This window comes from Streptococcaceae bacterium ESL0729, assembly GCA_029391995.1.
Lineage (GTDB): Bacteria > Bacillota > Bacilli > Lactobacillales > Streptococcaceae > Floricoccus.
In genome coordinates, this window is the sequence record CP113924.1 from 661,229 (window position 1) to 675,987 (window position 14,759).

The following is a 14,759-nucleotide window of genomic DNA, read 5'->3' on the forward strand; positions in this document are numbered from 1 at the left end:
AGTAAAAACGTATACAAATATATAGACAAAGTAATTGAACAAGTGTCCAATTTTTTATATAATAAAGTAGAGTATACACTAGGAGGGCGATAAACATTGGCTAATAATAAAAAAATAAAAAAATATATCTCATCAACGAGCTTAGCTTTGATTCTTTTCTCACAAGCTGCACCTGTTCTTGCAGCAGCTGACTCAGTTAATCAAAGTAAGCAGGAGGGTTCAAAAGTAAAGGAAGAAGTAACCCCCGCACCTGCACCGGTAGCTTCTTCAAATGTCCAGACATCTAGTGCTCAGGTACCTGTAAATGTTGAAGTGCCTGTCGTATCACAGGAGCAAACACCTGCCGTTAGTGAGCCAAAGCCTGTTGAATCGCAAGTCCCTACGTCTTCTGAGGCACCAGTAGCTTCTAGCGAAAGCCCAAGTAACGGGGCAACATCTGAATCCCCTGAGGCAAGTAGCACAAGTGGCGAGTCTTCAGCAGAAGCAAGCTCTGAGCAGGCTCCTTCATCATCTGGAGGATCAACTGACACCCAACCATCTGTCCCTTCTTCTAGTACGAGTGAGTCAACCTCGGTAGATACAAGTTCTAGCAGCGAAAAACCAAGTGATAACAATCATGGAGCTGAAGGCCAAACCCCTGCAGTCGAAAAACCATCAACTGGTTCAGACCAAATCATATCTAAACCTGCAAGTAGCAGTAAGTTTGAAACAGAGGTTACTCCTCATATTATCGGCCCTGTTAAGGACAGCACCATCTCCCAAGACCTTTTAGTTGATAGCATTACTAAATCAACTCTGAATGGATATGAGCTTCCCCTACTGACTAGCCTAGATAATAAGGAGCAGGCAGCCATCATTGTTGAAGCCCTTAAACAGCTAAATAAACCTTATGCATACGATGCTAAGGCTGATGAGAGCTTTAACAATCTACATTTGGTAAATTATGTTTATGAGCAGGTTTTTGCCAGCAAATTAGGTGATGATTTTGATCAAGTGACTAAATCAGGTGAGCAGGTAGAGGTATCAAAAGCTCAAGTTGGGGATATCCTGGTTTGGAAGGATAGCCAAAAATTTGCCATTTACCTGGGTAATAATAAATTTATCATGGCCGATAACTTCCCAGAAGAGCCAGCCAAGGAAGTAGCAAATACTGACGGGTCAGCTAAAACCGAAGAGCAAAAGGCTCAAGAAAGCAAGCCTTCGGCTGTTAAAATCTTTACCTTAAATACTAGAAAAACAGAATCAAAGGACAAGGATACAGACCTAAAATATGATAATCTGCCAACCGCTGATTATGCTATCAAGGCTTCGGCTGGTAAGACTTTGACCTCTTATGGTCAAGATTTGGTCAAGAATTATGCAGCTTCAATGGATGTAAAACCAGCCCAAGTTACCAAGGATTTCATTGAAAGTATCGGTGACAGTGCCCGTGATTTGGGGCAAAAATACAATGTTTTTGCTTCAGTTATGATTGCTCAAGCTATTTTGGAAAGTGGGTCAGGATCAAGTGGTCTAGCCCGTGCTCCTTATAATAACCTCTTTGGAATCAAGGGTAGTGCAGGTATCTCATCTGTTGTCTTTTCAACCCAAGAGGATGCAGGGAATGGACAGATGTACTCAATCCAGGCTCCATTTAGGGTTTATGGTAGTTCAGCCCAGTCGCTTGAGGACTATGTTGGTCTAATCCGCAACGGAATTAGTGGTAATAGCGAAATCTACAAGGGTGTTTGGAGGTCAGAAGCTAAGAATTACTTGCAGGCAACTGACTATCTAACAGGGCGCTATGCTACAGACACCCAGTACAGCAACAAGCTTAATTCCATTATCGCAGCCTACAATTTGACACGATTTGATGAGCCAAAGGCTGATCCTGGTGTCGTTATTCAAGATGTTAAAAATATTCCAAGTGAATACAAGGATGCCATGGAATTTACAAGCTACAATGGCTTTAACTACAACTTGAGTGGCTCATACCAGATTGGTCAATGTACTTGGTATACTTACAACCGTATCAAGCAACTTGGTGGAAATGTTGGTGATTATATGGGTAATGGGGGCGACTGGGGGATTAATGCCATGCGTCTTGGCTACAAAACTTCAACGACTCCACAAGCAGGATACGCTATAAGCTTTAAGCCAGGTGTGGCTGGAGCTGATGGTACCTATGGTCACGTAGCCTTTGTTGAGGCGGTTACTCCTGATGGAATCCTTGTATCTGAAAGCAATGTTGTTAACTTGCAGACAGTATCTTACAGGGTTATTCCAAATGAAGTGGCCCTATCTAGCGGGGTTATGTACATCGCACCAAAATAAAGGAAATATAAAAAAGTCGCATCCTAAAGTAGGACGCGACTTTTTTTGTTGGTTCTAGTTCATAATGTAAGCCATGACTAAATCATAGGTATTTTTTAGGGCATCAATATGAGTTCTTTCCATACCGTGGCTGCTTGCAACACCAGGACCGATTAGGGCTGCCCTGATATTTGCTCCCCCACTTAGGGCAGCAGAAGCGTCACTTCCGTACATTGGGTAGATATCAACAGCATAGCTGAGCTCCCCTTCTTGAGCCAGATTTATTAATCTACTTGTAAGCTCATAGTCATAAGGTCCTGATGAATCCTTGGCACAGATTGAAACATCATATTCAGTACAAGCCAGGTCAAGACCAATACATCCCATGTCAACAGCCAGAAGTTCTGTGATATCTTCTGGAATCCATGAAGCTCCGTGGCCAACTTCTTCATAGGTTGAAAAGATAAAGGTTAAGTTTGTTTTTGGCTTAAGATTATTTTCCTTAAGTTCTTTTAAGAGGCTAAAAAGAATGGCAACTGAAGCCTTATCGTCAAGGAAGCGTGACTTAACAAAACCAGATTCTGTAACTTGAACCTTGGTATCATAAGCCACAATATCACCGTTTTGGATGCCAAGTTTCTTAACTTCATCCTTTGATTTTACTCGCTCATCAATTTTTACTACCAGGCTATCAATATCACGTTCCTTGGTTGATGCATCAGGGAAAACGTGAATTGACGGAGTTTTTGAAAGAACTGTCCCTGTATAAACCTTACCTGAACGGGTAATGATATTACAGTATTCTCCGTCAAGGGTTGGAGTTAGTGGCCCCCCAAGTTTTGTAAGTGAGAGTGTTCCATCATCGTTGATTGATCTGACCATAAGACCCAAGGTGTCAACGTGGGCACTTAGACCGCGAGTTTGGCTGGTGTCTTCTCCCTCAAGGTGAACTAAAAGATTTCCCTTGGGAGTTATCATGGGCTCATAGCCTAAATCATTAAGGCTTTGGCCCAAAAAATCAATGGCATTTCTGGTATAACCGCTTGGGCTATCAATTGAGAGTAGGTCAACTAGGAAGGGAATGGTTTCATCTTTTTTAAACATAATACATCTTGTAAGTAAAATTCTTACAACCTTTCTAAATTATTCTTCTCTAAATTATAACATGAAAAAGCCCCATTTTTTTAATAGGACTTAGTTTTTTAATACTTAGTAGTTACTTTTGGTAATGAGACCATTGGTCACAATGGATATGGGGGCAAGACTATTATCGGGGTCGACAACAACGAAATAAAGGTCGACGCCTGCTGGCACGTAATTTTTCATGACCGTTTTTGAATAATCGCTAAGAAGCCCATTGACAGAGTCAAGAAGCTTTTTTCTTTCCTGGTCGGTGTGCTCCCTAGATGCCTAGCTTAAATAATCGTGCATCTTATTAACGGCAATAAGGTGATATTCATTGAAAGTATTATCATACTCCACCCTAAAATTATCCTTTAAGCCTTCAATGGTAGTCAGGCCACGGGCGATTTCTAGGGCATGTTCTTCCTTAATTTTTGTTTCAGTCATTTGATTTTGGTTGGTAGTTGCTGGAGGATTTACTGGTGCCAGTGAAGCTTCAACTTGCTTACCAGTAGGCTTAATAGTTGAGCTATCATGCTTTTGAATTTTAAAGGTCAGAAGAAGCAGTATAAGAGCTCCTATAGGCAGCATAGATAGCCAGAAGCCAATTTTTTTGTACCAAGGTCGATACAAAACATACAGTTTTCCGTCCCCTCCTCTAGTTTTTTGAACCATAGCTCAATCTCCTATTGTAATAATTTTTCAGACAACATCATAAACATTGTAAGGTTTTCTGAAAGATTTTGCAAAAAAAAGAACTGCCAGGCTTTTCCTTAAGGGGTATTTTTTGTGAAATTTTTATTTTTGAGCTATTTTAGCCGTTAGTCTATGCCAATTTTCAGGAAATCCTAGGCAGGCTAAAATTTTGTTGATGGAGATTGATTTTAAACGATTATCGAGGGTATTGATTCTTTTGTGGATAGTATTATGAAGGATGGCATACTGCGTTTGACTAAGAAAGCATTGGAGGATAATAAGGGCTGTATAGACACTATTTTGAGACTCGCCAACTGAAATGTCATATCGCTCATGTAATTCTGGGAAGTATTTAACGGAACCATGCCAGGAAAAACCAAGAAGCTGATTGTTATGGGCACAAACATTTCTAACCCTTCTTAGGTGTTCTAAAAAGGAAATCAATACATTTGGATAAAATGGATCTTTAAGGGGAGTCGGAGCATTGGCATTGATAAAACTTGTAAGGCTAAAGGCAATTTTATTTTGGAGATTTTCTGGTAGGTAAATAATAATTTTTGCGGTTTGGCCAAAAGTTAAGTAGTCTATCAAAACCCAAATGGGAACCTCTTGTCCATGTTCTTCTGAATAATCTTTAAGGGAATTATTTGCTTTTTCATTGTTGATATTTGATCTTAAAGTATCCTTTAGATTGTTAATTAAATACTTTAAATCAGAATCTGACTTACTATAAGAGCCTTCATCAAGATAGGCTGAAATATTTAGTGGGTGCTCTTCAGCAAAATTGTAAGCTAGAATGCTTTTTATGTGATGTTCTGTCTCAGCTAGGGCATTAAACAAGGCACTCTTGATTTCTTTTTCGAATATATAAAGGTGGGTAATCTCGTCAAAAGTGGCATGTTCAATGTATGTTTTTTCATCATCAAGCATGAAAAATTTGCTATAGCCATTGATAATAGTGTGATAATTATTGGTCAAAAGGTAATCACGAGCCCTATTATCATCATCTATTATGAGCCCTCGATTTCTAAGTATCGATAATTGATCATCCAAATTTCTAAAATTTTGCAAGAAAAAACCTCCATGTAAGTCCATGGAGGTTTCGCGGTGGTCCTCGTAAGGATTACACCACTATCTCTATGGAGCAATGATAGTAAAAATAAAATAATTTGTCAAATTTTTGATAGATTAAATATACAATTAATATCCGGTTATTGCAAAAAAAATATTTTTTTGTGATTTTTTATTTAAATATTAAAGTGAGTTTGAAAAATTAGTATTTATATATGTTATACTTTAATGGAATATTTATGGTTTTATTTTATTATAAATTGTATGCATGTATAGAATGGGGAAATATTAATGGATATTTATAATGATATTCTAGCCGAACATGAACGTGATTTACGTGAGTTTGAAATAGTTGAACATATTACCTTTATTAATTCAAGATTACCCGAAGGTGAAAAACTGACACGTCAGGAACTTAACGGTATTAGGGATTCTCTTGATGATTTTTTTGAAAGAATTAATTATAGACAAAATCCAATTCGTTATATTTTTAATAATATAGAAAAAATTAGACCTGATATTCGTGAGGTAGAAAAACTTAAGCTTTTAGCTATAAATATTGATTATTTATGAGTGACAATAAAGAGTTAAAAGCATAGGGTATTTCTAATCTACAGCGTCTTCATGATTCAGCTACAGCTGTTGCGGTTGCTGATCCTCGTCTTGATATTAATGAATGTGCTATGGATAAAGAAATGATGACAGCTTTAAATGTCAAAGAGGGTGATGTTGTTATGGCTTTCCGTGACCCAGTACTTCGGGATGGGGCTGTACGTGCTTATACTGTTAAATTTGATGATTCAGTACACGGTATAGCTGTTAACCCACTTGCTGATAAAAGTCATGATATGGACTTTGATGGTGACACAATGGGTATTAAAAAGTTAAACAGTAAGGCTGCTATTGAAGAACTTAAAGCTAAGTTCTCACATGTTAATAATATGGTTGATAAGGGTGCTGGTAAAGATGAAAATGGTCTATATCCACTTTATTTCCAAAGTGGTATGGATATATCAAGCGCTATAGCCTTCCAAAAAGAGAATAATGATGGTGTAAGTGAGATTGAAGAACTTCTTGAAACTATTAAAATTCAGGCTAATTCATCATCTGAAAAAATACGTTCAGCAGGACTTCGTAAATTTAATGAATTTAGTAAAAAAGTATTTCGTGAGGTTGGATTTGGTACTGAACATATCGACCTTACAAGTAATCAAACGGTAATGAATTCATATACAAGTATTGTTCGTAATAAAGCTAAGGGAAACCCCGCAAAACTTAAAGAAGTTGCTGACTATAATGGTTATAAACTAGATGTAGAAGGTGGTGATGATAAAGAAGTAATTCAAAGTATTGCTGATATGTTAAAAGAAGGTCGAGAAATTGTAATCAAGGAGGTATGTGAACACTCACTTATGGGTGAAAAAGAAGCTCGGGATATTCAGTTTGCGTCAGGTATTAAGAGTGATGATACAGGACTTGCTGGTTCTACGTCACAACGTGCTGTAGCCACATTTAGGAATCGTGGATTAACTGAAGTTCTTGAGATAACATATCCCATTACCCAAGGTACACTTCAAATTAAACATGATGCTGCAAAAGCCAATACAGTTAACGTTGCTTTGTCTATTAAACTTAAAAATTTATATGACGGTAAATCAGCTGATGGTGTGCAAAGTGATTTGTTAGTTGAAGATTGGAAGGGTGAGATGGCTAAGTTGTTTACAGATGAATTAGATGTTGATTATAATGAGGAATATTTAGACACATTAGCAAATATGCTTAGTGATGGTTATGGTCGTGTGATGTCACTTGCTAAAGCTACAGAACTATATGGTTCGCCATTTGATAGAATTGCCTATGGACAAAATGGTTACGAAATGCTTAATGAGTTTGCCTTGCAAAATCGTAATATTCTTGAGGGGGTACATATCGGAGAAATTGCACCAACTAAGATTCGTGAAGCTTATGATAATAGTAAATTTGCAATAGCAGAACGTATAGTAAATGAACCAACACCTGTAGTTAAAGATCCATATGATGATATTGACTATGATTATTTTGATCGTAATACTAAAGGTGGTAGTGATGAGCCTAAACCACGTGAGGAACCTAAGTTTAAAGACGCTGATTTAAAACCTAACATGAAAAAAGTAGATGATCATGATATTGAGATTGATTTCTAATAATGATAAAAGAGACCTTTAGGTCTCTTTATTTTGTTACATATATTAGGCACTCATATTGTCATATATGTTATAATAATAGTAATATAAGATAAACGGAGTTTATACGTGATAATGTAAATGATTTATTCAATATTTTTATAGGCACGTAGTGAGACGTTTATGATTAATGAAATTTAATTAAAAGGGGTTTAATATGGCAACCAAACGAAAAAAATACTTAAATGATGATGTACCAGCTAGTTATCAAATGTTTTTACGTGAAAATGAGTATGAACCTGATTATTACTCGCTTGAAGAATATGAAGACGCTTTAGATTATTTATTTAATAATAGTTATTCGCAATACGTACTTAATCAAGGTGTTACCTTTGACCGTAAGAGTCGATTGATACGAGGTATACACTATACGCTTGAATCACTTAATGATTTTTATAGACAGTCCGATGCTGAATATATTAAACATTCATTACCATCTCAATTAGATTTGAAAATGCGTGATTTAAACGGTATTAAAAGCCTTGATGATTCTAAATCAGGTGGTGTTGAAGCTGCTGTGATTAATGTTGTAAATAATCCACGAATAATGGGTAATTTTACTACAGCCTTAGGTATGCAACTTGATTTAACTAGTGAAGAATATGATTTTTATATAAAAAGTAAAGGTAAAGCCATTACTCAAGAAGCATTTGATTTTTATGAATATACTAATAATACGCAGACTAAACGAAAGACTAAATCTAATGATTTTGAAGATCTAGGACTTGATTATAGCGACCCTAATTTTGCATCTAACAATGGACTTTTTGTTGATAAAAATAAAAGCATATTTGATTACGAAAGCTTTCTTAAAGGAGACTTTGGGGATGGCTTTGAGAATATTTTTGGGTCATTTTTTACTGATTAAATTTAAAATAGTCTTTTTATTATTCCTATAGGCCTTAATCTATTACCTAAAACAGTGTTTTTCAATATTTTGGTTAAAGCTCTGTAAATTCCATCTATTCTGTGATAAGATTAGAATAGTTATTAAATATTAGGAGGACTAGACTTGACTACAAACTTGAGCATTGCTGATGCTATGCAAAAGATTATCGTATTAGATTACGGTAGCCAATATAACCAATTAATTACCCGCCGTATTCGTGAATTTGGTGTGTTTTCTGAGCTTTTAAGCCACAAGGTTACGGCTCGTGAAATTCGTGAAATTGACCCAATTGGTATCATCCTTTCAGGTGGGCCAAACTCTGTTTATGATGAGGGAGCTTTTGGGATTGACCAAGAGATTTTTGAGCTTGGGATTCCAATTCTTGGTATCTGTTACGGAATGCAGCTAATTACTGACCGCCTTGGTGGTAAGGTTGAGTCAGCCAACAACAGCGAGTACGGAAAAGCTATCCTTAAGCATGCTGATGAGGCTGTTCTCTTTTCAAGTACTCCAAGTGAGCAACAAGTTTGGATGAGTCACGGGGACTTGGTTACTAAGCTTCCAGAAGACTTTGAGACTGTAGCGACAAGTTCAGACTGTCCGATTGCTGCCATCCAAAATACTGTAACCAACATGTACGGTGTGCAGTTCCACCCAGAGGTTACCAACTCAATCTACGGAAATGACCTTCTTAAACACTTCGCCTTTGACGTATGTAAGGCGCGTGGTGACTGGTCAATGGATAACTTCATCGAGATGGAAGTTCAAAAAATCCGCGAAAAAGTTGGCGACAAGAAGGTTCTTCTTGGTCTTTCAGGTGGAGTTGACTCATCAGTTGTAGGTGTTCTTTTACAGCGTGCTATCGGTGATCAATTGACTTCAATCTTCGTTGACCACGGACTTCTTCGTAAGGGTGAAGCTGAGCAAGTTATGGATACTCTTGGTGGAAAATTCGGACTTAATATCATCAAGGTTGATGCAAAAGACCGTTTCATGGACAAGCTTGCTGGTGTTGATGACCCTGAGAAAAAACGTAAAATCATTGGTAATGAGTTTGTTTATGTTTTTGATGACGAAGCAACAAAACTTAAGGGTGTTGACTTCCTAGCTCAAGGAACTCTTTATACTGACGTAATTGAATCAGGTACTGATACAGCTCAAACAATCAAGAGCCACCACAATGTTGGCGGACTTCCTGAAGACATGCAGTTTGAGTTAATCGAGCCTTTAAATACTCTATTTAAAGATGAGGTGCGTGCTCTAGGTATCCAACTTGGTATGCCAGAGGAAATCGTTTGGCGTCAGCCTTTCCCAGGACCAGGTCTTGCTATCCGTGTTATGGGTGCCATCACTGAAGACAAGCTTGAGATCGTGCGTGAGTCAGACGCTATCCTTCGTGAGGAGATTGTAAAAGCAGGTCTTGACCGTGATATCTGGCAGTATTTCACAGTAAATACTGGTGTTAAATCAGTTGGTGTTATGGGTGACGGCCGTACCTATGACTACACAGTAGCCATTCGTGCCATTACCTCAATTGATGGAATGACAGCAGACTTTGCCCAAATTCCTTGGGACATCCTCCAAAAAATCTCAGTTCGTATCGTAAATGAAGTTGACCACGTCAACCGCATAGTCTACGACATTACGAGCAAACCACCAGCAACTGTTGAGTGGGAATAGAGTTTATAAAAGCAAAAAGCCAATAACCATAAGGTTACTGGCTTTTTTAGATACACTCTGACAACAGTATGACAACTAAATGTAAGAATAATACCTGCTCGTCAGCTCTTCGAGCTGACCACTGTCACGTGGGGTGAGCAAAGAAAAGAATGGTTAAATTGTAAATTTAACCATTCTTTTCTTTATTATTCTTAGTGTGTTGATTGCCATTAAATTTTGGCTTGTATACGCGATCACCACTTACAGAAATCTGACCAAAAAATTTATTTGCTACCTCTTTCATAGCATTCGGACGAAGATGAGAGTAGGTGCCTAATGTAGTCTTAATATCGGCATGCCCTAACCTATTTTGCATTTCTAGACTATTCATACCTAATTCAAGCATTAAACTAGCATGAGAATGTCTTAAATCATGTACCCTAATTTTTTTAACACCTGCAAATTCTGCATGAATAGATATAATTCTTGAGAGAGTAGATTTTACTAGGGGTAAGCCTGTTAAAGAAAATATGAAATCTATATTACCTACCTCCTTTTGTCTTTCTTTCCACTCCATCATATAATTTATAGTATCCTTATCTAAATACAATAATCTAGTGCTTGATAAAGTTTTAGTATCATTGATTGTGTACTCATCTTTATTTTTGTAATACATAGATTTATGAACATAAATTGTTTCATTTTTAAAATCTAAATCTGACCAAGTCAATGCTTGCAACTCACTAGTCCTAATACCTGTCATAAAGAAGAACCAGAAAATGATAAATTTCTGATACTCTAGCAAATCACTTTTATCAAAAGTATTAATAAATCGTTGAAATTCCTCTCTTGTCCAAAAATCTACTTTTGGTTTTTCTTTTTTTACATTACCAACTATTTTGGCAGCATTTTTATTTAAGTACCCTAATTTAATAGCTAAATCAAATACTTGTTGTAAAATTTGATGAACAGATCTAATATAATTATTTGAAAGTCCCTCTAAATACAAGTCATTCTGAAATTTTTTAACCAATGCAGGAGTTATTTCATCAAGCCTTTTTTTATCAAAGAATTTAAGACGTTTTAATTTAGATTTTGTCATATCATATGTCCTAGCTTGAACGCTTTGACGATAATCTGGAATAAAATATTCATTTAAAAAATATTTAAAATTAATATTACCTTGCCTACTAATATCCACGTGTTGTAATTTGTATTCATCATGCCACTTTTTAGCTTCCTTTTGAGTAGTAAAACCTCGCTTAGTCTTAGATATTCGCTTTCCTGTTAAATCATCAGTGCCTAAAGATACAATTGTATAATATGTTCCACGTTCCTTATCTTGATAAACATTTGAAATTTTAGGCATGTTCTTTTAGCTCTTCAACATTAATTTTTGTACCAAGTAATTCTTCGGCTATTTCTAGTGGAATATATCCAACTCCATTTGAGCGGTAAAGTAATACTCCTCTTTGAACCATTAAATGTTTACCTTGTCTAATTAAATCCTCAGACTGCCATTTTGTTAATCCTAGTTTCATTAATAAATCCTTTTTTATTAACATATCATACCTCGTCGTCAGTTTCTTTAAAAAATGTAATAGGTAAAGTATCATCTTTACCGTCCCAAGCATAAGCATGTGATGCCCAGCGATCAGTATCTTCTTGCATAGTTAGTTTCATAATTAATTCAAATACCTCTTTTTGATTTTCTTCTGAAAGCATTGCTAGAAATGATATAGCTTCAGCTTGTTCCCTTGTTTCAAAAGTTACTGGTACGTCAAATCCTCTTGTTTCGCTTGTTTCAAATTTAAATCCACGCATTTTAGTTCTCCATTTTCGTAATTTTATTTTTTAAGAAGTCAAAATCTTCTTTTGTTTTAGGGTATATTCTTGGGAATATACGTTCTTTAAGTGTTTTGTCAATAAATTTATTTCTATCATTATCTGAATACAATTCCTTAAAATCATATTTTAAAGTTATAAAATCGTCATCTGAAATCTGTTTTTCCCTCGGAGTTTCTAACTTGCAAGTTTTAGATAGGGTAAAAGTTTTTCCAAAAAGTTCCAAGCCTTTTTTCTCTTCTTCAATTTTAGTACCATAATTTACTCGACGTATAAATTGGTTTATATCTTCACCAATTAAATTCGCAAAGAAATTTTCTGCCTTTTGATAGTTTGACATTATTATTATTCTAGGAACAACTAATTTATTTTTATATCTAGCAGACATTTTTGCAGTGTTTAATGGATCAAATACTTTTAACCAGTCTGAAGGTGTTATTGAGTCAAAACGTAAATCGTCTAAAATCATAATATCCTCCCCATAATAATCATCAAAAGGATTAGTAGAACCTGCAGAAAATATATTACTATCAAACCCATTAGTAATCCCATATTCTTTAATTTTTTGTGCTATTTATCTAGCAAAATATGTTTTTCCAACTCCTGGACTACCTTCAATGTAAAGAACGGTTAAATCATATTTTTTATTTTTAAGTTCCTCTAATCTTAAAACAGCAGATACCTCACCATAAAAATTTAAAGCATCTCTAATTTGATTTTGATTATTTCTAAACATAAATCTTAAATTAGGATCTTTTATCAAATCTAAGTATTTTAATTTACCACTATCAATTTCTTCAAGTATGTAATCAAGGGATAGATTAGAATTTTTACGCTTAACAACAGCCTTTCGATTAATCCATTCTTGAGATTTTAAGTTATAATATTTGATATAATCAAAAGTGTCAAAAGTTTTAACCTCTTTAGGATCATACATATGTTTATCAGGATTTTTAGCATGAATAAGGTAGGCAAGTAAGTTGTCCTTATTATGAGGACCTCTACTAGGTTTCTTGATAAATTGAGGTTCAATTCCAAGTACATTCGATAGCTTAGATATACTGGTCTTACCTTTAAACTCAATGAAAACATGGACATGAGGATATACCGGTAAATCATTAATTCCACTCACATCTTTATCGTGTATAATCATACCTGTAGCAAAGTCTTCATACGAACTCGCCAGTCTGTTATAAATTTCTTCGAGTATAGAATCCTTGTTTAATTCAATATCCTCAAATAATTTAGTTTTATTAATATCCCAATCCCAATACTTAGCTTTTAATTGTTGTTCAAAACTTAATATTTTATATCTATCTGTTTTGGTAGCCATTAATAACTCCTTTAAGAAAATAAGTGTCTATTTAAGAGAATAAAGCGTCTATTTAGCTCACTTTTTTTCTAAATAGACACCTAAGTAGACGCCTACCAAGCCTTTATTTCACAAAGATACCCATTTTTAGGTTATACCCAAGGGTCCAATAACCATAGGGGTTTTGGTGGTCAACAAGCTCTCAAAACCCCGTGCGTTAGAATGGATTTGTGAAGCAAAGTGTCTATTTAGCACCTGTTTTCAAAAAACTCTTTGACTTAACTTCCAGTTGGTCGTGAGCAAACGATTAGCATAGCTTTTTGGTAGCATGAGCTTACTGCCTTTTTAGGGCAACGCTCACGCTACCAAAACCATGTTTGCTCTACTTGCTGGAAGTTAAGCTTTAGAGCTTTCAGAAGTAGTAGTAGTGATCTTAGAAACGCCATCAACAACAAGTTTTAGTTTCTTAAAAGAACCACTCTGTCCCATTGTTACCCACAAAGGCTTGACAACTGGATTAATAAATTTTACTAAACCTATATAGTTGGAATCAACCAAATCAGCTACAGTATCAAAATCTTTAACAACTTCAATAACAATACCATTTACTTGAGATATATCAGCTCCTACACTTTCTAAAGCTCTTACTACATTTACATCTATACCTTTTAAAACATATTTAGCAATTTCATCTGTTTTATTCCTATCTTTATAGATATAGGTTGGTTTCACATCAACAAAATCAATGTAAAGTTCAGTAGGAATATCAAATTGTTTTGAATCAAAAACTAATTCTCCTAATTTAATATCTCCTAGAAGTGATACTTTAGTATTTTCAGTCATGAAAAGTTCCTCTTTTTTTTATTTAAATATTCTGCTAAAGCCTTTTTTATTTTCTAAGACTTCTAATCTGTTTTGTAATTCATTAATTTTTTTTGATTGAACACTCACTTGTTTAGTCAGACTGGCGAGTTCAGTCTGAAGATTTTTACCATTATGGAAAAGTTTTCTTAAACTATCGTCAAGAAATCTTTCTGATTTTGCTTTTTTTGATTCTTCAATATTTCCAAATATTTCACTAATGGCTTGTTCTTTTGTTTTTCCAGAATCAATCATTTCTGCCATGTCTTTGAAACAATCAAGATCATCCTCTGTAAAGTAGTAGATAGTACGATTTTTTCTTCCTCTACCGTTTATGACCTTTGTACGCTTAAACTCATAGCCCGATATTCTAGTAATATCAGAACGCCATTTACGAATAGTATCGTATGAACGACCTAACTCTTTAGAAAGTGCAGCATAATTATAATTCATTAATCAAATCTATAACTTTAAGTTTTTGCCTTGACTGTTTTAATTCTAATTCTCCCCCTTTTTCAAGAAGCGTAGAAGCATACTGTTCAGTCATTTCTGCCAAGGAAACATATAAATCTATCGTATTAGCATATTTAATTTCTTCTACCGATTTTCCTATCAGTAAAACGTTAGCTATTACATTTATACCACCTAATAAATCATTCAAATCAAAATTTTCATTGCTAATCATTTATCTTCTTCTTTCTTTTTGTTACAATTGCAGTAGTTAATTTACAGAATCGTCTTTCTTGCAGGTTGGACGATTTATTTATATTATTCCCCCTTCACGTTTTTA

At 35.3% G+C, this 14,759-nt stretch carries 16 protein-coding genes; 5 read left to right on the forward strand and 11 right to left on the reverse strand.

Annotated features, from left to right (window positions below):
* Positions 1-96 precede the first annotated feature (96 nt).
* Positions 97-2,313 (forward strand): glucosaminidase domain-containing protein, encoded by a 2,217-nt coding sequence (locus OZX68_03330; GenBank protein ID WEV61274.1) that lies wholly within the window; start codon positions 97-99, stop codon positions 2,311-2,313.
* Between the two features lie 54 nt (positions 2,314-2,367).
* Here the strand turns inward: OZX68_03330 and OZX68_03335 are convergent, their stop codons facing one another.
* From OZX68_03335 to OZX68_03345, 3 genes are all read right to left on the reverse strand, one after another.
* The gene (locus tag OZX68_03335; protein WEV61275.1) at positions 2,368-3,396 is read right to left on the reverse strand and encodes a M42 family metallopeptidase; all 1,029 of its coding nucleotides are present in this window, start codon (positions 3,394-3,396) and stop codon (positions 2,368-2,370) included.
* Between the two features lie 306 nt (positions 3,397-3,702).
* Positions 3,703-4,089 carry a hypothetical protein gene (locus OZX68_03340; protein ID WEV61276.1) on the reverse strand — a complete coding sequence of 129 codons (387 nt, stop codon included), beginning with the start codon at positions 4,087-4,089 and terminating at the stop codon, positions 3,703-3,705.
* A gap of 123 nt (positions 4,090-4,212) precedes the next feature.
* Positions 4,213-5,181 (reverse strand): Abi family protein, encoded by a 969-nt coding sequence (locus tag OZX68_03345; protein ID WEV61277.1) that lies wholly within the window; start codon positions 5,179-5,181, stop codon positions 4,213-4,215.
* Between the two features lie 291 nt (positions 5,182-5,472).
* Here OZX68_03345 and OZX68_03350 point away from each other — a divergent pair, with 291 nt between their 5' ends.
* The 4 genes from OZX68_03350 (at position 5,473) to guaA (ending at position 9,972) form a co-directional block, all read left to right on the forward strand.
* Entirely contained in the window at positions 5,473-5,754 is a 282-nt protein-coding gene (locus OZX68_03350) for a hypothetical protein (GenBank protein ID WEV61278.1), read from the forward strand.
* 110 nt (positions 5,755-5,864) lie between these two features.
* Entirely contained in the window at positions 5,865-7,364 is a 1,500-nt protein-coding gene (locus tag OZX68_03355; GenBank protein ID WEV61279.1) for a hypothetical protein, read from the forward strand.
* Between the two features lie 196 nt (positions 7,365-7,560).
* Entirely contained in the window at positions 7,561-8,271 is a 711-nt protein-coding gene (locus OZX68_03360) for a hypothetical protein (protein ID WEV61280.1), read from the forward strand.
* Positions 8,272-8,445: 174 nt separating this feature from the next.
* Positions 8,446-9,972 (forward strand): glutamine-hydrolyzing GMP synthase, encoded by a 1,527-nt coding sequence (gene guaA, locus OZX68_03365; protein WEV61366.1) that lies wholly within the window; start codon positions 8,446-8,448, stop codon positions 9,970-9,972.
* A 166-nt stretch (positions 9,973-10,138) separates the two neighbouring features.
* On the opposite strand, the gene OZX68_03370 is transcribed toward guaA, so the two are convergent.
* From OZX68_03370 to OZX68_03405, 8 genes are all read right to left on the reverse strand, one after another.
* On the reverse strand, positions 10,139-11,320 hold the full coding sequence (locus OZX68_03370; GenBank protein WEV61281.1) for a tyrosine-type recombinase/integrase: 1,182 nt from the start codon (positions 11,318-11,320) through the stop codon (positions 10,139-10,141).
* Positions 11,313-11,516 carry a DUF3173 family protein gene (locus tag OZX68_03375; GenBank protein WEV61282.1) on the reverse strand — a complete coding sequence of 68 codons (204 nt, stop codon included), beginning with the start codon at positions 11,514-11,516 and terminating at the stop codon, positions 11,313-11,315. The genes OZX68_03370 and OZX68_03375 overlap by 8 nt, the downstream gene beginning before the upstream one ends.
* Before the next feature lies 1 nt (position 11,517).
* On the reverse strand, positions 11,518-11,775 hold the full coding sequence (locus OZX68_03380) for a hypothetical protein (protein ID WEV61283.1): 258 nt from the start codon (positions 11,773-11,775) through the stop codon (positions 11,518-11,520).
* A gap of 1 nt (position 11,776) precedes the next feature.
* Complete coding sequence (locus OZX68_03385) at positions 11,777-12,265, reverse strand: hypothetical protein (GenBank protein ID WEV61284.1); 489 nt, start codon at positions 12,263-12,265, stop codon at positions 11,777-11,779.
* A 105-nt stretch (positions 12,266-12,370) separates the two neighbouring features.
* Positions 12,371-13,129: a Rep family protein gene (locus OZX68_03390; protein ID WEV61285.1), complete on the reverse strand. Its 759-nt coding sequence runs from the start codon at positions 13,127-13,129 to the stop codon at positions 12,371-12,373.
* Between the two features lie 375 nt (positions 13,130-13,504).
* Positions 13,505-13,951 carry a hypothetical protein gene (locus OZX68_03395; GenBank protein WEV61286.1) on the reverse strand — a complete coding sequence of 149 codons (447 nt, stop codon included), beginning with the start codon at positions 13,949-13,951 and terminating at the stop codon, positions 13,505-13,507.
* An 18-nt stretch (positions 13,952-13,969) separates the two neighbouring features.
* The gene (locus OZX68_03400) at positions 13,970-14,422 is read right to left on the reverse strand and encodes a hypothetical protein (GenBank protein WEV61287.1); all 453 of its coding nucleotides are present in this window, start codon (positions 14,420-14,422) and stop codon (positions 13,970-13,972) included.
* Complete coding sequence (locus OZX68_03405) at positions 14,412-14,654, reverse strand: hypothetical protein (GenBank protein ID WEV61288.1); 243 nt, start codon at positions 14,652-14,654, stop codon at positions 14,412-14,414. Before OZX68_03405 ends, OZX68_03400 begins: the two co-directional genes overlap by 11 nt.
* Positions 14,655-14,759 lie beyond the last annotated feature (105 nt).